This window comes from Xanthomonas sp. 1678 (assembly GCF_031455575.1).
Taxonomy (GTDB): Bacteria; Pseudomonadota; Gammaproteobacteria; order Xanthomonadales; family Xanthomonadaceae; genus Xanthomonas_A.
Map to the genome: position 1 here is coordinate 323,112 of NZ_JAVDSZ010000003.1, position 19,396 is coordinate 342,507.

Sequence of the window (19,396 nt, forward strand, 5' to 3'; positions counted from 1 at the left end):
GCGTGCCGGACCGCTCCGGCCGTGGCGCGGCGGGCGCCGCACTCATCGTTCCTGGGAGGGAAGACCTTGCAAAAACAGTCCGCTGGCGTGTCCGCGCCGATTCGCAATGCGCTGGCCACTGCCGCTGCGCTGGGCCTGCTCGCCTTGGCCGCGGCCGGTCCCGGCCAATCGGCTCCGGCAACGGCGGCCGCGTCCGCCGCGCCGCCGGCGATCCATCCGCAACTGTGGCCGTCGCCGGCCTGGCCGCTGGCCGAGGATGCGGCGCTGGAGGCGCGCATTTCCAAGCTGATGGCGCAGATGTCGGTGGAGCAGAAGGTCGGGCAGATCGTGCAGGGCGACATCGCCAGCATGACCCCGGACGACGTGCGCAAGTACCACATCGGTTCGGTGCTGGCCGGCGGCAATTCCGATCCCGGCGGCAAGTACGACGCCAGTCCCGCGGAATGGTTGAAGCTGGCCGACGCCTACTACGAAGCGTCGATGCAGAAAAGCAAGGACGGCCCGGCGATCCCGATCATCTTCGGCATCGATGCGGTGCACGGGCAGAGCAACATCGTCGGCGCCACGCTGTTCCCGCACAACATCGGCCTGGGCGCCACCCGCAACCCGGAGCTGATGCGCAGGATCGGCGCGGTCACCGCCGCCGAGACCCGCACCACCGGCATGGAGTGGACCTTCGCGCCGACCGTGGCGGTGCCGCAGGACGACCGCTGGGGCCGCACCTACGAGGGCTATTCCGAATCGCCCGAGGTGGTCGCCAGCTTCGCCGGCAAGGTGGTCGAAGGCCTGCAGGGCGTGCCCGGGCAGCCCGGCTTCCTCGACGGCTCGCACGTGATCGCCTCGGTCAAGCATTTCCTCGGCGACGGCGGCACCACCGACGGCAAGGACCAGGGCGACACCCGGGTCAGCGAACAGCAGCTGCGCGACATCCACGGTGCCGGCTATCCGCCGGCGATCGCCGCCGGGGCGCAGACGGTGATGGCGTCGTTCAACAGCTTCAACGGCGTCAAGATGCACGGCAACAAGCCGATGCTGACCGACGTGCTGAAGGGGCAGATGCATTTCGGCGGCTTCGTGGTCGGCGACTGGAACGGCCATGGCCAGGTCGCCGGTTGCAGCAACGACGACTGCCCGGCCTCGTTCAATGCCGGCGTGGACATGCTGATGGCGCCGGACAGCTGGAAGGGCTACTACGAGAGCACGCTGAAGGCGGTCAAGTCGGGCGAGATCCCGATGACGCGGCTGGACGAGGCGGTGCGGCGGATCCTGCGGGTGAAGCTGCGGCTGGGGCTGTTCGAGGCCGGCAAGCCGTCGCAGCGCCCGCTCGGCGGCAAGTTCGAACTGTTAGGCGCGCCCGAGCACCGCGCGGTGGCGCGGCAGGCGGTACGCGAGTCGCTGGTGCTGCTGAAGAACCAGAAGCAGCTGCTGCCGCTGAAGCCGCAGAGCAAGGTGCTGGTCGCCGGCGACGGCGCCAACGACATGGGCAAGCAGTCCGGCGGCTGGACGCTGAACTGGCAGGGCACCGGCACCAAGCGCGCCGACTACCCGAACGGCAACACCATCTGGGAAGGCCTGCAGGAGCAGGTCAAGGCCGCCGGCGGCAGCGCCGAACTGGCGATCGACGGCAAGTACCAGGCCAAGCCGGACGTGGCGGTGGTGGTGTTCGGCGAGAACCCGTACGCCGAGTTCCAGGGCGACATCGCCACGCTGCTGTACAAGCCCGGCGACGACAGCGACCTGCAACTGATCAAGAAGCTCAAGGCCGAGGGCATTCCGGTGGTGGCGGTGTTCCTGAGCGGGCGCCCGCTGTGGGTGAACCGCGAGATCAACGCCGCCGACGCCTTCGTCGCCGCGTGGCTGCCGGGCTCGGAAGGCGGCGGCATCGCCGACGTGCTGCTGCGCAAGCCCGATGGCGGCGTCCAGTACGATTTCCACGGCAAGCTCAGCTTCTCCTGGCCGCGCAGCGCGACCCAGTACGCCAACAACGTCGGGCAGAAGAACTACAACCCGCAGTTCGCGTTCGGCTACGGCCTGCGCTATGCCGACAAGGGCGATCTGAGCCGCCTGTCCGAGGTCTCGGGCGTGTCCGGCGCGCAGGCGGTGGGCGGGGTGTACTTCGAGCGCGGCAAGCCGGCGGCGGGCATCAACCTGATCCTGCAGGGCGCCAGCCAGGCCAACCTGCCGGCGGTGACCACGCCGGCGGCGCTGGCCGACGGGTCGCTCAGGATGACCGCGGTCGACCACAAGGCGCAGGAGGATGCGCGCCGTCTGGAGTGGTCGGGCAAGGGCAAGGCGGGGATGGCGCTGGTGCTGCCCAAGCCGGTGGACGTGTCGCGCGAGAGCAACGGCGACGTGCAGCTGATCCTGACCTTGAAGGTGGATGCGGCGACGAGCGGCAGCACGACCATCGGCGTGGGTTGCGGCACCGGCTGTGCGGCGCAGGTCGATCTGGGCAAGGCATTGGCGGCGCTGCCCAAGGGCGAGTGGCGCGCGCTGGGCGTGCCGTTGAAGTGCTTCAGCGTCGCCGGTGCCGACGTGGCCAAGCTGGAGCGGCTGCCGGTGATCGAGAGCGACGGCGCGCTGGACCTGTCGCTGTCGCGGATCGCGCTGGGCGCCAGCAACGACGCGCAGAGCGTGGTCGACTGCCCGGTGCGCTGAGCCGCGCGCCGAGCGAGCACTGGCGGCGCTGTTCCTGTCGAACGGCGTCGTCGCTTGCTGAAACGCACGCAAGCGTGGCAAGACAGGAACACCAGCGCTGTAGACGGATCCGCCGGAGCAGGTAAGCCGCGCGGCCGCACCGCCCACGGCTGCGCTCCTGCCTTCAGGCACCCGATTGGCAAGAACTCGGCAATCCCCTGTGGGAGGGGCTTCAGCCCCGACAGTACACCGACAAGGTCAGTCGGCACTGAAGCCCCTCCCACGACAGCCTGCCTCCGAAGCAGGCCTGTCTCTATCGCCTGATCGCCGAAGGTCGCGGCGTATCGGGTGCAAGCACGCGCCGTCCCGCCGGGACGGGTTCATCGATACACAGGCGAAGGGCCGCGGCCCGTGGGAGAAAGTGCAGTGGGTCTGGCGACGTTGGATGTGGCGATCGTATTGGTCTACCTGACGGGCATCTTCGTGCTCGCGCAGTGGGTATCGCGGGAAAAGGCCGGGCACAGCAAGAGCGCCGAGGACTACTTCCTGGCCGGCAAGACCCTGCCGTGGTGGGCGATCGGCGCCTCGCTGATCGCGGCCAACATCTCCGCCGAGCAGATCATCGGCATGGCCGGTTCCGGCTATGCGATCGGCCTGGCGATCGCCTCCTACGAATGGATGGCGGCGCTGACCCTGCTGATCGTCGGCAAGTTCTTCCTGCCGATCTTCCTGCGCAACGGCATCTACACCATGCCGCAGTTCCTGGAGCAGCGTTACGGCAAGTGGATCCGCACGTTGATGGCGGTGTTCTGGCTGCTGCTGTACGTGTTCGTCAACCTGACCTCGATCCTGTGGCTGGGTTCGATCGCGGTGAGCCAGGTCACCGGCATGGACCAGACCCTGGCGCTGGCCCTGATCGGCGTGTTCGCGCTGGTCTACCAGCTGTACGGCGGGCTCAAGGCGGTGGCGCTGACCGACATCGTGCAGGTCACCCTGCTGGTGCTGGGCGGCCTGCTGGTGGCCGGGCTGACGCTGTCGCGCATCGGCGACGGCGCCGGCGTGCTGGCCGGCTTCAAGCACCTGTGGAACGCGCACCCCGAACACTTCCACATGATCCTGTCCAAGGACAACCCGTTCTACAAGGACCTGCCGGGCCTGAGCGTGCTGCTGGGCGGGCTGTGGGTGATGAACATCAGCTACTGGGGCTTCAACCAGTACATCATCCAGCGCGCGCTGGCCGCCAAGGACATCGGCGAGGCGCAGAAGGGCATCGTGTTCGCCGCGTTCCTGAAGCTGCTGATGCCGTTGGTGATCGTGGTGCCGGGCATCGCCGCGGTGGTGCTGGCGCCGGACCTGGCCAAGCCCGACCAGGCGTATCCGACGATGATGCAACTGCTGCCCACCGGCGTGCTCGGCCTGGTGTTCGCCGCGCTGGTGGCGGCGATCGTGGCCTCGCTGGCGTCGAAGATCAATTCGGTGGCGACGATCTTCACCCTGGACTTCTACGCCAAGTTCCGCCCGCAGACCGAACAGAAGCAGCTGGTGCGCGTGGGCCGCATCGCCGCGGTGGCGTCGGTGCTGGTGGGCATCCTCACCGCGCGGCCGCTGCTCGGCAACTTCGACCAGGGGTTCCAGTTCATCCAGGAATTCACCGGCTTCTTCACCCCGGGCGTGGTGGTGATCTTCATGCTCGGCCTGTTCTGGAAACGCGCCAACGAAGCCGGCGCGCTGACCGCGGCGATCGGCTCGGTGGTGCTGTCGTTCGCGCTCAAGTTCGCCTGGCCGGAACTGCCGTTCATGGACCGCATCGGCGTGGTGTTCGTGGCGGCGCTGGTGCTGGCGGTGGCGGTGTCGCTGGCGACCCCGGCCCGGCAGGCGCACGACCTGATCCGCACCGACGACGTCGGCTACGGCACCACGCTCGGCTTCAAGATCGGCGCGGTCGGCGTGGTCGCGATCCTGATCGCGCTGTACGCGGTGTTCTGGTGAGCCACCGCTGAGCAGTGGCGGCGACCGCGCGCCCGCGGTCGCCGCGGGTTCGGCGGCTGCTGCCGGCGCTGGCGCGGACGCGCCTCAGGCGCCGCGCCAGGGCGTGGCCAGCCAGGCGTCCAGCGCCGCAGCCGGCATCGGCCGCGCGATCCAGTAGCCCTGGCCCTCGTCGCAGCCCCATTCGCGCAGCATGGCGTAGATCTCTTCGGTCTCGATGCCTTCGGCCACCACCTGCTGGCCGAAGTCGTGGCCGAGCCGGATCATCGACGGCACGATCATGCAGTCGGTGCGGCTGCTCGGCAGCGTGCGGATGAACGACTGGTCGATCTTCAGCGCGTTGGCGGGGATGCGCTTGAGGTAGCTGAGGTTGCTGTAGCCGGTGCCGAAATCGTCGATGGCGATCTTCACCCCCAGCGCGCTGATCTCCTGCAGCTGTTCGGCCACGCGTTGCGGATGCCGGATCATCGCGCTCTCGGTGAATTCGATCTCGATGCGACCCGGTTCCAGCGCGTGCCGCGCCAGCAGCTCGCGCAGCGTGGCGATGAAGTCGGCCTGTTCCAGGTCCACCGCCGAGACGTTCAACGAGACGCTGAAATGATGCCCCTGCCGCTGCCACAGCGCGGCCTGGGCGATGCCGGCCTGCAGGACCCAGGCGGTGATCCGGCTCATCAGCGCGGTCTTTTCCGCCAGCGGGATGAATTCGTTCGGCGCGACCGTGCCGAGCAGCGGATGCTGCCAGCGCAGCAGCGCTTCCACGCCGACGCATGCGCCGTCGCGCAGGCTGACCCGCGGCTGGTAGTGCAGGCTCAGTTGCTCGCGCGCGTCCAGCGCCTCCGGCAGCGCGGCCAGGATGCGGAAGGCGTTGCGCTGGGTGGCGTCGTGGCTGCGTTCGTACAGGCTCCACGGCAGCCCGCGCTGGCGCGCCATGTCCACCGCGGTGGTCAGCGAGCGCAGCGTGTGGTTGGCGCTCAGCGTGCCGTCCAGGCGCACCGCGCCGATCGACGGCGTCGCCGCGTGCGGGATGCCCTGGTGCTCGATCGCCTCGGCGAAGGCGCTGCACACGTGTTCGCAACGCTGCGCCAGGCGCGCGGGGTCGTTGCCTTCCACGACGAAGGCGAAACTGGTGGTGTCGATGCGGTAGGCGGGCGGCCCGTCCAGCGCCGCGAGCAGGCGATCGCGCGCGGCCAGCAGGTAGCCCTCGGCGTATTCCCAGCCCAAGGCCTTGACCATGTCGCGGAAGTACTCGGTGCCGCACACGTCGATCGCCACGCCGGTATCGTGATGGTCGGCGCTCTGCAGCGACAGCCACATGGTCAGGTCTTCGTTGAAGCGGCTGCGGTTGGGCAGGCCGGTCAACGCATCGACGAAGCTGGTGTTGCGCAGGGTCTCGATCCGCATCAGCAGCAGATCGCGCAGGTCCTGCAGGGTGCGGCGCGATTGCGCGTCGAACGTGCTGCGCGGTTCGGTGTCGATCACGCACAGCGTGCCCAGGCCGCTGCCGTCGGCCAGCAGCAGCGGCGCGCCGGCGTAGAAGCGGATGAACGGCGGTCCGGTGACCAGCGGGTTGTCGCGGAAGCGCGGATCCTGCTGCGCATCGGCCACCACCAGCAGCTCCGGGCTGTGCAACGCATGCGCGCAGAAGGCCTGGTCGCGTGGCGTCTGCGGCACATCCAGGCCGACCCTGGCCTTGAACCATTGGCGCTGCTCGTCGATCAGCGAGACCAGCGCGATCGGCGCGTGCAGGGTGCGCGCGGCCAGCTGGGTGATCAGGTCGAACACGCGATCGGCGGGCGTGTCGAGCAGGCACAGCTGGCGCAGACTGGCCAGCCTGCGCGATTCGTCGGGCGGCGGCGGGGGAGGGGAAGAGGAATGCATGCCACGGTAGCGGCGTGCGGATGGGCGACTTGAGGGGCGCGGTGCGGGTGGCGGCGCGGAAGATGAACGACCGCGTGTGCTGGGATGCAGCGGCGCGGCGCCCGCCCGCCGTGGTGGCGGCGCATGGCGCTGCCAGGGAGACCGTCAGCGCGGCGGGTCGCGCTGCGGGCTGGGGCGCTTGGCCAGCTTGCGCTGCAGCGAGCGGCGGTGCATGCCGAGCAGGCGCGCGGCCGCCGAGACATTGCCGCCGGTCTCGTGCATGGCCTGCTGGATGTGCTCCCACTGCAGGCGGCTGAGCGGGGTCATCGCGTCCGGCAGTTCGACGCCGTCCTCGTCCTCGGCGCTGTCCGCGTCCAGGTTCAAGGCGCGCAGGATCATCTGCACCGTGGCCGGCTTGGGCAGGTAGTCGTCGGCGCCGAGCTTGATCGCCTCCACCGCGGTGGCGATGCTGGCGTAGCCGGTGACCAGCAGGATGCGCATGTCGGCGCGGATCGCGCGCAGCGGCTGGATCAGGGCCAAGCCGGATTCGTCGCCGAGCTTGAGGTCGATCAACGCGTAGTCCGGCGGCGTCGCCGTGGCCAGCGCCAATGCCGCGGCGCCGCTGTCGGCGGTGAGCGTCTCCAGCCCGCGGCGGGCGAGGGTGCGCTGCAGGGTGCGCAGGTACAGCGGGTCGTCGTCGACCAGCAGGCCCAGCGGGGCGTCGGTGTTCATGCGGGGGTCTCCAGGGCGAGCAGCGGCAGGCGGAAGCCGACCCGCGCACCATGGCCGGGCGCGGGCTGGGTCCACAGTTCGCCGCCCAGGCGTTCGATGGTCGCATGCGACAGCGCCAGGCCCACGCCCATGCTGTCGGGCTTGCCGCTGCGGAACAGGGTGGCCGGCAGCGCGACCTGGTTGGCGTCGAAGCCGCCGCCGTAGTCGCGCACCTCGCCGACCAGTTCGCTGCCGGTGACCCGCACGCTCAGGTCCACCTGCGGATGGCCGGCGCGTTCGCCGGCATCGGCGGCGTTGTTGAGCAGCACCTGCAGCAGGTGCCCGATCGCGCTTTCCAGGCGCAGCTGCAGCGGCGCGTCGACGTTGCGGCGCAGCTGCACCGTCGGCCGCACCAATTGCCACTGGTGCAGCACGTGCGCCAGCGACACCGTGCCGCCGCCGGCGCGCTGCGCCGGCGCGGCCAGCGCCAGCACCCGTTCGCGGCATTGCACCAGCAGTTCGCGCAGGGTTTCCAGGTCCTCGCGCAGCTCCGGCTGCTCGATCTGCTCGACGATGTCGTCGGTGAGCAGGGTCATCGTCGCCAGCGGCGTGTTCAGTTCGTGCGCGACCGAGGCGGCGTGGGTGGCCAGGGCGACGATGCCCTCGTTGCGGGTGAAGCGCTCGCGCAGCAGCGCCAGCTCGCGCTCGCGTTCGCGCAGCGCCAGCGCCAGGCGGGTGGAGAACACCAGCACCACGATGGTGGACAGCAGGAAGTTGGCGGCCATGCCCCAGCGCTGCAGGTCCAGCGCCTGGTGCGGGCCGCGCGGCAGCGGCAGGCCGAACAGCGCGCTGACCGCGTAACCGGCCACGCAGGCCACCGCCACCGCCAGCGCCCAGCGCAGCGGCAGGGCCAGCACCGCCAGCGCGATCAGCACCAGGAACAGCGACCCGAAGGCGTTGCCGATGCCGCCGCTCCAGCCGACCATCCAGGTCAGCACGGTCACGTCGACCAGGATGTGGCCGAAGGCGGTGGCCGGCGCCGCGGTGTCGGCATGGCGCAGGCGCAGCTGCGCATACAGGTTGAACAGGGCCAGTGCGGCCACGCCGGACCACAGCGGCGCCTGCGGCAGCGGCAGCCGCATCGCCCAGGTCGCGACCAGGATCGTCGCCGCCTGCCCGGCGGTGGCCAGCCAGCGCAGGCTGCACAGGGTGCGCAGGAACGAGGCGTCGGTGGAAGTCATGGCGCGCATCGTATGCGCTGGCGCCGGCGGCTGTCTGCGACAAACCGTCGCAGCGCCGGCCGTTCGGCTGAACCGGTGCCGCCGGGGAGTGGGGCAGGGCCGCCGCACACGCTAAAATGCGCGCATGTACGACGCCGTCAGCCGACCCACCCCCCCCAGCGACGCCGCGCCCTGGGCGCGCCGTTCCACCCAGCCGGTCCGTGTCGGAGGCGTCGTCGTGGGCGGCGGCAAGCCGATCGTGGTGCAGTCGATGACCAACACCGACACCGCCGACGTGGCCTCCTCGGTCAAGCAGGTCGCCGAACTGTGGCGCGCCGGTTCGGAGCTGGTGCGGCTGACCGTCAACAACGCCGAATCGGCCGCGGCGATCCCGCGCATCGTCGACAAGCTGCGGATGATGGGCATCGAGGTGCCGCTGATCGGCGACTTCCACTACAACGGGCACCAACTGCTGGCGGCCGAGCCGGCTTGCGCGCAGGCGCTGGCCAAGTACCGGATCAATCCCGGCAACGTCGGCTTCGGCAAGAAGAAGGACACCCAGTTCGCGCAGCTGATTGAGTTCGCGCTGAAGTACGACAAGCCGGTGCGCATCGGCGCCAACTGGGGCTCGCTGGACCAGGCGCTGGCGGCGCAGATGATGGACGAGAACTCGCGCCGCGACACGCCATGGGACGCCGGCCGCGTGCTGCGCGAGGCGCTGATCCGTTCGGCGCTGGATTCGGCCGAGCGCGCGGTGGAACTGGGCCTGGGCCGCGACCGCATCGTGCTCAGCTGCAAGGTCAGCGGCGTGCAGGAGCTGATCGCGGTGTACCGCGACCTGGCGCAGCGCTCGGATTTCGCGCTGCACCTGGGCCTGACCGAGGCCGGCATCGGCAGCAAGGGCATCGTCGCCTCCAGCGCGGCGCTGGCGGTGCTGATGCAGGAAGGCATCGGCGACACCATCCGCATCTCGCTGACCCCCGAGCCGGGCCAGTCGCGCACGCAGGAGGTGATCGTCGCCCAGGAGCTGCTGCAGACCACCGGCCAGCGCGCCTTCACCCCGCTGGTCACCGCCTGCCCGGGCTGCGGCCGCACCACCTCCGAATTCTTCCAGGAACTGGCCAAGGTGGTGCAGAACCACGTCCGCGCGAAGATGCCGGAGTGGAAGGTGACCCATCCCGGCGCCGAGAACATGACCCTGGCGGTGATGGGCTGCGTGGTCAACGGGCCGGGCGAGTCGCGCCACGCCAACATCGGCATCTCGCTGCCGGGCACCGGCGAGGCGCCGTCGGCGCCGGTGTTCGTCGATGGCGAGAAGAAGATCACCCTGCGTGGCGAGAACATCGCCCACGAATTCGTCGCGCTGATCGACGACTACGTCGAAACCAAGTACGTCCGCCGTGCCGGGTGAGGTTCCGGCCGAGCGCGCCGCCGGCGTGCGCCATTGGTTGCGCAGCAACGCCTGGCGCATCGGCCTGCTGTTTGCCGGGGTGCTGCTGCCGATGGGCGTGTTCGTCGAGCTGGCCGACGAAGTCCACGAACTGGAGAACTTCTACTTCGACGAACCGCTGCTGTGGAGCATGCGCGCGCTGGCCGCGCCCGGCTGGGACCGGTTCTTCACCGTCGTCACCGAGGCCGGCTACCAGTACGGCGTGATCCCGCTGGATACGGTAATCGTGCTGGTGCTGCTGGGCCTGCGGCGCTGGCGCGAGGCCATGTTCGCCGCGTTTTCGTTCGTCGGCTCGGCGCTGCTGAACATGGGCGCCAAGCAGTTCTTCCAGCGCGACCGGCCCAGCCTGTGGGAGTCGATCGCGCCCGAGCACACCTTCAGTTTTCCCAGCGGCCACGCGATGGGCTCGATGACCCTGGCCGCGGTGCTGGTCGCGCTGGCCTGGCGCACCCGCTGGCGCTGGCCGGTGCTGCTGCTGGCCGGCAGCTTTGCGCTGCTGGTCGGCGTGTCGCGGATCTACCTGGGCGTGCATTACCCGTCTGACATCCTCGGCGGCTGGTGCGCGGCGCTGGTGTGGGTGGTCGGGCTGTACCTGCTGATGTTCCGCGGCGAACGGCGCCCGCGCTGGCGGCAGCGCCGCGCTTCCTGAGCGGAAGCGAGCCGCGGCTGCCAACTCGAACTGGCGCCGCCGCGTGCGGTTTCGGCCACATGGCTTTTTTTGCACGGCAGCGTCTTGCGTGCGTGTGCAGGGAGTCCATTCCCGGCTCGTTGCCGACACCGCTTCAGCGAGGCTGATCCCCTTTCGGCGCAGGCGTTGCGGGCCGCTCGCCGGACCCGATCCGGCCAGCGAAGACCGGCGATCGGCCGTGTGCTGCCGCGCCGCTACGCCAGGCTGTGCAACGCCGCCGCATGCGCATGCAGCGCGGCGGTATCGAACAGCGGCAGCTGCGCGTCGGCGGCGCCGACCAGCAGCGAGATCTCGGTACAGCCCAGGATCACCGCCTCGGCGCCTTGCGCCTGCAGCGCGCCGATCACGTCGCGGTAGCGCGCCCGCGATGCATCGCGGATCGTCCCCTGGCACAGCTCCTCGTAGATGATGCGGTGCACCTCGTCGCGCTGCTCCGCCGCCGGCACCAGCACATCGAAGCCGTGGCGCTGCAGCCGCTCGCGGTAGAAGGCCTGTTCCATGGTGAAGCGCGTGCCCAGCAGGCCCACCCTGCGGATCCCGGCGTTGTGCAGGGCGGCGGCCGTGGCATCGGCGATATGCAGCAGCGGCAACGGCACCGCGGCGGTGATCGCATCGGCGACGCAGTGCATGGTGTTGGTGCACAGCACCAGGAAATCGGCGCCGCAGGCGTGCAGCGCGCGCGCCGCGGCGGCCATCGCCGCGCCGGCCGCGTCCCAGTCGCCGGCCTGCTGCAACTGCTCGATCTCGTGGAAGTCCACGCTGTACAGCAGGATCTTCGCCGAATGCAGCCCGCCCAACTGCGTGCGGATCGTCTCGTTGATGTGCCGGTAGTAGGGCACGGTGGATTCCCAGCTCATGCCGCCGATCAGGCCGATGGTCTTCATTCCGCTTTCCATACGGCACCCGAAATGGATGCGCATGCGGCAAGCATACCCGCGCGCAGCGACCGGTCCGCGCCGGTCACGACACTCGCTTCGGCATCGGCTCTGCGCTCATGCGGCCTGCAGGCGCGCGCGTACCTCCGCCAAGGCCACATGGATCTTCTCCGCGAACCTGCCTTCTCCGTGATGCAGCGCTACCAGCTCGAACTGGCGCCGCCGCCGCCGGAGCTGCCGCCGCCGGAGGAGCCGGAGGAGGACGAACCGCTCGAACTGCTGGACGAGGAGGAGGACGACGAGGACGAAGATGAGGACGAGGCCGATTTCCGGCTGGCGTAGTACGCCGGGGTATAGGCGTAGCCGCCGGACGTGGTCGCGACCACATGGCCCTTGCGCATCAGCGCCTGGCGCTCGCGCGCCTGCTCGTGCAGGAAATCGCGGAAATACTCGGGCGAGGAATAGCGGCGGCCGGCCAGCGCCAGCGCCAGTCCCAGCACCAGCAGCTCGATGGCCAGCGAAAGCGCGAACGCCACCGGGAACAGCGCCGACAGCACCAGCACGAACACGCCGGGGTTGACGGTCAGGAACAATCTGATGAACGCCGCGAGGAACCACGAGCGGCGGGTCGATTCGGCGATGTCCTCGGCCTGGCCGGCCAGTTGCGGGTGCTCGCGCAGCAACCGCGCGCGCAGGCGCCGCATCCACAGCCGGCGCAGCAGCGGCAGCAGCCAGATCAGCGCCGCCAGCCCGGCCCACGCGATCATGCCGCGTTCCCAGTGGCGCGGTTCGGCGGCGGGCGCGGCCGACGGCCGCGACAGTTCTTCGAGGCTGGCCGGGTCCTGCGCAACGACGCGCGCCATGAAACCGAAGGCGTCGATGATGGCGCCGGCGGTATCGCCCTGGCGCATCCTGGGCGTCAGGTAGTCGTCCAGCGCGTGCTTGCTGACCACGTCCGGCAGGCGGCCTTCCAGTCCGTAGCCGACTTCGAAGCGCGAGCGGCGGTCCTGGATCGACAGGACCAGCAGCAGACCGTTGTCGACGTCCTTCTGGCCCAGTTGCCAGGTCTTGAACGCGCGCTCGGACAGGCTTTCGAGGTTGTCGCCGTCGAGCGCGGGCACGATGTAGACCGCGCCCCAGATCCCCTGGTCGGTGCGCAGCCGCTGCAGGGACGCGTTCACCCGCTGCCGGTCCGACGCGCTCAACTGGCCGCTGGGATCGACCACGTCCGGCGTGTACGCGGGAATCTCGATGGCGAGCGCGGCGAGCGCCGGCCACAGCAGCAGGGCGAGCGTGGCGATGGCGAGCAGGCGAAAGGCGCGCATGGCGTGGGCCGAGGTGGATCGTGCGGCCATTATGGCGGCCGCCAGGCGCGGTGCGGCTGCGCTCATTCCCCGGGCTTGGCGCCTTCCATCGGCGCGTGCGTGGCGGCGCGCTTGGCCAGCACCGATTCGCGATGCGCGATGTAGACGTTGGCGGCGATGATGATGGCCGCGCCGAGCAGGGTGTGCGGCGCGATCGCCTCGCCGAACAGCCACCAGCCCAGCAGCGCCACGAACGGCAGCTGGATGAAGCTGATCGGGGTCAGCGCCGAGACCTCGCCGATACGCAATGCACGCGTCCACAGCAATTGCCCCAGCGTGCCGAACAGGCCGGTGGCGAGCAGCCACAGCCAGTCGATGCCCTGCGGCCAGGTCCAGGCGAACAGCGCCGGCAGCAACGACATCGGCACCCAGAACACGTAGGTGTAGAACACCACCGTGTTGGCCGAGTCCGCCCGTGCCAGCTGCTTGATCTGGATCGCCACCAGCGCGCTCATCACCGCCGCCAGCAGCGCGACCAGGGTGCCGGTGCTGAACGTGGCCGCGCCGGGGCGCACAATGATCAGCACGCCGGCGAACCCGCACAGCACCGCCATCCAGCGCCGCAGGCGCACGTTCTCGCCCAGCCAGAACGCCGCGGCCAGGGTCACGAACAGCGGTGTGGAGTAGGACAGCGCGATCGCCTGCGACAGCGGCAGGTGGCCGATCGCCCAGAACCCGGCCAGCATCGACACCAGGCCGACCGCGGTGCGCAGCAGGTAGCGCGGCAGCTGCGCGGTGCGCGGCTGCGGCTGGCCCGGACGCAGCAGCATCGGCAGCAGGAACAGCAGGCCGAACAGGTTGCGGAAGAAGGCGATCTCCACCGTGGACAGGTGCGCGGACGCCAGCCGGATCGCCACCACCATCAGCCCGAACGCCAGCGTGCTGGCCAGCATCAGCATGGCCGCGCGCAGCGACATCGCCTCGTTCACCACTGCGCGCCGACGATGCGCGGCTCCGGTTCGAGGATCACGCCGAAACGTTCCAGCACCGACGCGGAAATGCGCCGCGCCAATGCCAGCAGCTCGGCGCCGCTGGCCTGGCCGTGGTTGACCAGCACCAGCGCGTGCGCGGCGGACACGCCGGCGTCGCCGTCGCGATGGCCCTTCCAGCCGCAGGCCTCGATCAGCCATGCCGCCGAGAGCTTGCGCTGGTCCTCGGCGTCGCCGGGAAACACCGGCAGCGCCGGGTAGGCGTGCTGCAGCGCCTGCGCCTGTTCGGCCGGCAGCAGCGGGTTCTTGAAGAAGCTGCCGGCGTTGCCGAGCACGTCCGGGTCCGGCAGCTTGCGGCGGCGGATGTTGATCACCGCCTGCGCCACGTCCGGCGCGCCGGGCATGGCGATGCCGAGCGCCTCCAGTTCCTCGCCGATGCCGGCGTAGTCCAGGCGCAGCGCATGCAACCGCGGCAGGTTGAATTCGACCGCGGCGATCAGATGGCGGTCGGGCTGGCGCTTGAACAGGCTGTCGCGGTAGCCGAATTCGCAGGCCGCCGCGTCCAGCCGCACGAAGCGCGCGTCGGCGCGGTCGTAGGCCTCGACCACGTGCACGAACTCGCCGACCTGCGCGCCATAGGCGCCGATGTTCTGGATCGGCGCGGCGCCGACCGTGCCCGGGATCAGCGCCAGGTTCTCCAGGCCCGACAGGCCCTGCGCCAGCGACCACATCACCAGTTCGTGCCAGCCCACGCCGGCGCCGGCGCGGACGATGGCGTAGTCGGCGCGATGCTCCAGCGTGTCGATGCTGCGGTTGGCGAAGGCCAGCACCACGCCGGGCGCATCGCCGGCGAACAGCATGTTGCTGCCGCTGCCCAGCGGCAGCAGCGCGGCGCCGGCCAGTTCCGGCGCCAGCAGCGCCTCGGGCAGCGCCTCGGGCGCGAAGATCTGCAGCAGCCACGGCGCCTGCGAGGCGACATGGAAGGTGTTCAGCGCCTGCAGCGGCGCGTTGGCGGTCAGCGACCAGGCATTGCTCATAGCGCGGCGACCGCGCCGCGGCTGGGCGCCTCGCGGCGCCGGCGCATCGCCTCGACGCATTCGCCGATCAGTTCCGGTCCGCGGAACACCAGCCCGCTGTAGCACTGCACCAGCGCCGCGCCGGCGGCCATCTTCGCCACCGCGTCGGCGCCGGAAAGAATGCCGCCGACCCCGATCAACGGGATCGCCTCGGGCAGGCGCGCGCGCAGCCGGCGCAGCACCAGCGTGGACTGGCCCAGCAGCGGCGCGCCGGACAGGCCGCCGGCTTCGGCGCCCAGTGGGTTGCGCTCCAGGCCGGGGCGGGCGATGGTGGTGTTGGTGGCGATGACCCCGTCCACCTGCAGGTCCGACAGCACCCGCGCCGCCGCGTCGATATCGCTGTCGCTCAGATCCGGCGCGACCTTGACCAGCATCGGCACGCGCTTGCCGTGGCGCGCGGCCAGCGCTTCCTGCGCCTCGCGCAACTGCGACACCAGCTGCCGCAGCGCCTGTTCCTCCTGCAGCTCGCGCAGGCCGGCGGTGTTGGGCGAGGAAATGTTGACGGTGACGTAGTCGGCCAGCGCGTAGACCTTTTCCAGGCAATGCAGGTAGTCCGACGCGGCGTCCTCGTTCGGCGTGTCCTTGTTCTTGCCGATGTTGATGCCGAGCAGGCCGTGGCGGCGGCGCGCGCGCTCGACGTTGCGCACCAGCGCATCCACGCCGAGGTTGTTGAAGCCCATGCGGTTGATCACCGCCTGCTCGCGCGGCAGCCGGAACATGCGCGGCTTCGGATTGCCCTGCTGCGGCCGCGGGGTGATGGTGCCGATCTCGACGAAGCCGAAACCCAGCGCCAGCAGCGCGTCGATGTGCTCGCCGTTCTTGTCCAGGCCGGCGCCCAGCCCGACCGGATTGGGGAACTCCAGGCCAAAAGCGCGCGTGGGCATCGGCGCGATGGCCTTGGCCAGCAGCGGATTGGTGCCGGTGCGGTAGGCCATCTCGATCGCGCGCAGGCCCAGTGCATGGGCGCGCTCGGCGTCGAAGGCGAACAGGAATGGGCGGGCGAGGGAATACATGCGGCGCAGCTCAGTTCAACGTGCCGGCGAAGGCACGGGTACGGTAGTGGACATCGACCAGGCCATCGACCTGGTGGCGATCGAACAGCGCGCGCAGCGCGGCCAGCATCGCCTCGTGGCGCGGGTGCCCGGCCAGCGGCGCGTACGAGGAGGACAGCAGGCGCCCGCGCAGGCCGTCGTAGTCCAGCTGCTGCACGTTCGGGAACTGGGCCGTGCCGCGCAGGCCGGCGCCGAACCAGCGCTGCATCGTCGCATCGTCGTGGTAGCGCTCGGCCACCGCGCTGTAGTCGGTGCCGTAGTCGAGCAGCAACTGCTCGTAGTCGTGCAGGAATGGCGTGCCCTCCAGCAGCCGCGAGTTCCAGTACACCAGCGCCAGCCCGCCGGGGCGCAGCACCCGCGCCCATTCGCGCCGCACCGCCTCCAGGTCGAACCAATGGAAGGCCTGCGCGGCGCTGATCAGGTCGACGCTGGCGGCGGGCAGGGTGGTGGCCTCGGCGCTGCCGTCGACCGCGGCGAAGCCGGGGAGGTCGTGCAGCAGCGTCTCGGCGGCCGCACGCATCGCCGCGTTCGGTTCCACCGCCAGCACCGGATGCCCGGCCTGCAGGAACATGCGGGTGGAGATGCCGGTGCCGGCGCCGATGTCGGCGACCTGCGCGTCGCGCGCCACGCCCAGTTCCCCGTGCACCCAGTCCAGCAGTGCCGGCGGATAGTCGGGGCGGTAGCGGACGTAGTCGGCGACGCGGTCGCTGAAGCGTTCGCGCGGAGCGGAGGCGTCCATCGGCTCAGCCCTGGATGCTGGCGAGCCACGCCAGCCCGCCGAAGAACGCCACGAACGCCAGCACCACCACGACGGCGACGATCACCGCCAGCCAGCCGAGGAGCAGCCCGCCGACCGCCAGCCCGTCGCCCTGGAAGCGCTGCGGCTGGCGCCGGATCTCGGCGCGCGCCAGGTGCCCGGCGATGATCGCGCCGAGGCTGCCGAGCACGGGCATCAGGGTCCAGCCGAGGATGCCGGCGATCAGGCTGACCACGGCGAGCGAATTGGTTTCACGGACGGCGTTCATCTGCGGATCCTCGTGAGGTGGAGGGCGGCATTCGCCTGGCGGGCATCGCGGCGTGCGCGATGCGTGAATTATCCCAGAAGCGTGCGCGCCGTGCGTCGCTCATCCGGGCATGCGTCCGTGGCGCAGCGCGTGCGCCCACAGCGGTTGGCCGTTGCGTTCGGCCTGCGCCGCGGCGCTGGCATGGTCATAGTCGACCGCCAGCAGCTGCGCCTGCCAATGGCCGTCGCGGTGTTCCAGGATCGCGTAGCGCGCCTGCGGCGTGCCGGTCTCGACCCGGTACGGCCGCGGATGCGTCTCGGCGTAGGCGGGCAGGCCGACGCTGCCCGGATTGCACAGCAGCCGCCCGTCGTCCAGGCGCAGCGTGCGCGGCACGTGGCTGTGTCCGCACAGCACCAGCGTCGCCTGCGGCGTGGCGCCGAGGCGTTCGCTTACGCGGCGTGCGTCGGCGGCCAGCAAGCGGGGCGGGTCCAGTTCGTCGAGCAGCCAGCACAGATCGTCGTGCGGCGTGCCGTGGCACAGCAGGGCCTGGTCCAGCGCGAGGGTCGGCGGCAGCTCTGCCAGCCAGCGAAGATGCGCCGGCGTCAGCTGCGCGTGGGCGTAGGCATCGCTGGCGCCCATCGCCGCGGGCGCCAGTTCGCACAGCTGGCGTTCGTGGTTGCCGCGCACCGTGGGCAAGGCCAGCGGCAGCAGCCGCGAGGCGGTCTCGCGCGGCCACAGCGGACCGGACACGATGTCGCCGAGGTTGACGATCCGCTCCACGCCGCGCCGCCCGATGTCCGCAAGCACCGCGTCCAGCGCGGGCAGGTTGCCGTGGATATCGGACAGGGCGGCGATGCGCATCGCTTACAGGTCGAACTTGATGCCCTGCGCCAGCGGCAGCGAGTCGGAGTAGTTGATGGTGTTGGTCTGCCGGCGCATGTACACCTTCCAGGCGTCCGAGCCGGATTCGCGGCCGCCGCCGGTGTCCTTCTCGCCGCCGAACGCGCCGCCGATCTCGGCGCCGGAGGTGCCGATGTTGACGTTGGCGATGCCGCAGTCGCTGCCGGCCGCCGACAGGAACTTCTCCGCCGCCTTCAGGTTCTGGGTGAAGATCGACGAGGACAGGCCCTGCGGCACGCCGTTCTGCAGGTCGATGGCCTCGTCCAGGGTGCTGTACTTCATCACGTACAGGATCGGCGCGAAGGTCTCGTGCTGCACCACGTCGTCGCCGTTGTGCAGGCCGGTGACGATCGCCGGCAGCACGAAGTTGCCGGGCCGGTCCAGCGCGGTGCCGCCGGTCTCGACGGTGCCGCCGGCGGCCTTGGCCTTTTCGATCGAGGCCAGGAACTGCTCGACCGCGCCGCGGCTGTTCAGCGGCCCCATCAGGTTGGCCGGGTCGGTCGGATCGCCGATCTTGCCTTCGACCTGCTTGTACGCCTTGAGCAGCGTCGCCAGCACGGTGTCGTAGATCGATTCGTGCACGATCAGCCGGCGCGTGGTGGTGCAGCGCTGGCCGGCGGTGCCGACCGCGCCGAACACGATGCCCGGGATCGCCAGCTTCAGGTCGGCGCTCTCGTCGAGGATGATCGCGTTGTTGCCGCCCAGTTCCAGCAGGCAGCGGCCCAGGCGCCGCGCGCACTTCTCGGCGACGTTGCGCCCGACCTGGGTCGAGCCGGTGAAGCTGATCAGGGCGATGCGCTTGTCCTCGACCAGGGTTTCGGCCAGTTCGGTGCCGGCGTCGTTGATCAGGAAGAAGATGTCCGGGAAGCCGGCGTCGCGCAGCGCGTCGTTGCAGATCTTCATCGACGCGATCGCGGTCAGCGGGGTCTTGTTGGACGGCTTCCACAGGCAGATGTCGCCGCAGATCGCCGCCAGGAACGCGTTCCACGCCCACACCGCGACCGGGAAGTTGAACGCGCTGATGATGCCGACCAGGCCCAGCGGCTGGTACTGCTCGTACATGCGGTGGCCGGGACGCTCGGAGTGCAGCGTGTAGCCGTACAGCATGCGGCTCTGGCCGACCGCGAAATCGGCGATGTCGATCATCTCCTGCACCTCGCCGTCGCCTTCGGGCTTGCTCTTGCCCATTTCCAGCGCGACCAGCGAACCCAGCGCGTCCTTGTTCCGGCGCAGCGCTTCACCGCACAGCCGCACCGCCTCGCCGCGGCGCGGCGCCGGGGTCGTGCGCCACACCTTGAACGCGGCCTGGGCACGGGCGACGACGGTTTCGTAATCGTCCTTGGTGGTCGCCTGCACCTCGGCGATGACCTCATTGCTGGACGGATTCAGCGGCTGCAGCACGCCGGCGCCGGTGGCCGTGGACCACTCGCCATTGCCGAGGTAGGTGCCGGAATTGGACGCGGTCAGGCCGAGCGCCTTGAGCAGATCAGCGGACATGGAATCTCCTGGGAATCGTTGCGACAGGGAAGGCGACCGCAGGCGGGGGACGCGGGGCGCGATTAGCCGCGCATTTTAGCAGACCGGGCGGGCCAGGCCGCAGCGGCAGCGCGCCGGCGCGGGCTTGGCAAGCACGGCGATCGTGCGACA

General features: G+C 70.3%; 16 protein-coding genes. 4 read left to right on the top strand and 12 right to left on the bottom strand.

Going from position 1 to position 19,396, the window contains the following annotated elements:
- Positions 1–66 precede the first annotated feature (66 nt).
- Together J2Y70_RS07665 and J2Y70_RS07670 are read left to right on the top strand one after the other, a co-directional pair.
- Positions 67–2,658 carry an exo 1,3/1,4-beta-D-glucan glucohydrolase gene (locus J2Y70_RS07665; protein ID WP_309915460.1) on the top strand — a complete coding sequence of 864 codons (2,592 nt, stop codon included), beginning with the start codon at positions 67–69 and terminating at the stop codon, positions 2,656–2,658.
- 405 nt (positions 2,659–3,063) lie between these two features.
- Positions 3,064–4,626: a sodium/sugar symporter gene (locus J2Y70_RS07670; RefSeq protein WP_309915463.1), complete on the top strand. Its 1,563-nt coding sequence runs from the start codon at positions 3,064–3,066 to the stop codon at positions 4,624–4,626.
- Positions 4,627–4,710: 84 nt separating this feature from the next.
- On the opposite strand, the gene J2Y70_RS07675 is transcribed toward J2Y70_RS07670, so the two are convergent.
- The 3 genes from J2Y70_RS07675 to J2Y70_RS07685 form a co-directional block, all read right to left on the bottom strand.
- Positions 4,711–6,501, bottom strand: a complete 1,791-nt coding sequence (locus J2Y70_RS07675; RefSeq protein ID WP_309915466.1) for a sensor domain-containing phosphodiesterase — start codon at positions 6,499–6,501, stop codon at positions 4,711–4,713.
- 144 nt (positions 6,502–6,645) lie between these two features.
- The gene (locus tag J2Y70_RS07680; RefSeq protein WP_263398136.1) at positions 6,646–7,212 is read right to left on the bottom strand and encodes a response regulator transcription factor; all 567 of its coding nucleotides are present in this window, start codon (positions 7,210–7,212) and stop codon (positions 6,646–6,648) included.
- Positions 7,209–8,432: an ATP-binding protein gene (locus J2Y70_RS07685; RefSeq protein WP_263398137.1), complete on the bottom strand. Its 1,224-nt coding sequence runs from the start codon at positions 8,430–8,432 to the stop codon at positions 7,209–7,211. The genes J2Y70_RS07680 and J2Y70_RS07685 overlap by 4 nt, the downstream gene beginning before the upstream one ends.
- 124 nt (positions 8,433–8,556) lie before the next feature.
- On the opposite strand from J2Y70_RS07685, the gene ispG reads away from it, so the two are divergent.
- Together ispG and J2Y70_RS07695 are read left to right on the top strand one after the other, a co-directional pair.
- Positions 8,557–9,822, top strand: a complete 1,266-nt coding sequence (ispG, locus tag J2Y70_RS07690) for a flavodoxin-dependent (E)-4-hydroxy-3-methylbut-2-enyl-diphosphate synthase (RefSeq protein WP_309915472.1) — start codon at positions 8,557–8,559, stop codon at positions 9,820–9,822.
- Entirely contained in the window at positions 9,812–10,510 is a 699-nt protein-coding gene (locus J2Y70_RS07695) for a phosphatase PAP2 family protein (RefSeq protein WP_309915474.1), read from the top strand. Before ispG ends, J2Y70_RS07695 begins: the two co-directional genes overlap by 11 nt.
- A 233-nt stretch (positions 10,511–10,743) precedes the next feature.
- On the opposite strand, the gene J2Y70_RS07700 is transcribed toward J2Y70_RS07695, so the two are convergent.
- The 9 genes from J2Y70_RS07700 to J2Y70_RS07740 all read right to left on the bottom strand — a co-directional run bounded on the left by J2Y70_RS07700 (position 10,744) and on the right by J2Y70_RS07740 (position 19,246).
- On the bottom strand, positions 10,744–11,433 hold the full coding sequence (locus tag J2Y70_RS07700) for an aspartate/glutamate racemase family protein (protein ID WP_309915476.1): 690 nt from the start codon (positions 11,431–11,433) through the stop codon (positions 10,744–10,746).
- Positions 11,434–11,624: 191 nt separating this feature from the next.
- Positions 11,625–12,779 (bottom strand): TPM domain-containing protein, encoded by a 1,155-nt coding sequence (locus J2Y70_RS07705; protein WP_309915479.1) that lies wholly within the window; start codon positions 12,777–12,779, stop codon positions 11,625–11,627.
- Positions 12,780–12,811: 32 nt separating this feature from the next.
- Positions 12,812–13,705 (bottom strand): DMT family transporter, encoded by an 894-nt coding sequence (locus tag J2Y70_RS07710; protein ID WP_309916247.1) that lies wholly within the window; start codon positions 13,703–13,705, stop codon positions 12,812–12,814.
- An 8-nt stretch (positions 13,706–13,713) separates the two neighbouring features.
- Entirely contained in the window at positions 13,714–14,754 is a 1,041-nt protein-coding gene (murB, locus tag J2Y70_RS07715; RefSeq protein ID WP_309915483.1) for a UDP-N-acetylmuramate dehydrogenase, read from the bottom strand.
- Positions 14,751–15,806 (bottom strand): quinone-dependent dihydroorotate dehydrogenase, encoded by a 1,056-nt coding sequence (locus J2Y70_RS07720; protein ID WP_309915486.1) that lies wholly within the window; start codon positions 15,804–15,806, stop codon positions 14,751–14,753. Before J2Y70_RS07720 ends, murB begins: the two co-directional genes overlap by 4 nt.
- A 10-nt stretch (positions 15,807–15,816) precedes the next feature.
- Complete coding sequence (locus J2Y70_RS07725) at positions 15,817–16,584, bottom strand: class I SAM-dependent methyltransferase (RefSeq protein WP_309915489.1); 768 nt, start codon at positions 16,582–16,584, stop codon at positions 15,817–15,819.
- A 4-nt stretch (positions 16,585–16,588) separates the two neighbouring features.
- Positions 16,589–16,870 (bottom strand): DUF4190 domain-containing protein, encoded by a 282-nt coding sequence (locus tag J2Y70_RS07730; protein WP_263398146.1) that lies wholly within the window; start codon positions 16,868–16,870, stop codon positions 16,589–16,591.
- Between the two features lie 99 nt (positions 16,871–16,969).
- Positions 16,970–17,710, bottom strand: a complete 741-nt coding sequence (locus J2Y70_RS07735; protein WP_309915492.1) for a metallophosphoesterase family protein — start codon at positions 17,708–17,710, stop codon at positions 16,970–16,972.
- 3 nt (positions 17,711–17,713) lie between these two features.
- The gene (locus tag J2Y70_RS07740; RefSeq protein WP_309915495.1) at positions 17,714–19,246 is read right to left on the bottom strand and encodes an aldehyde dehydrogenase family protein; all 1,533 of its coding nucleotides are present in this window, start codon (positions 19,244–19,246) and stop codon (positions 17,714–17,716) included.
- Positions 19,247–19,396: the final 150 nt, after the last annotated feature.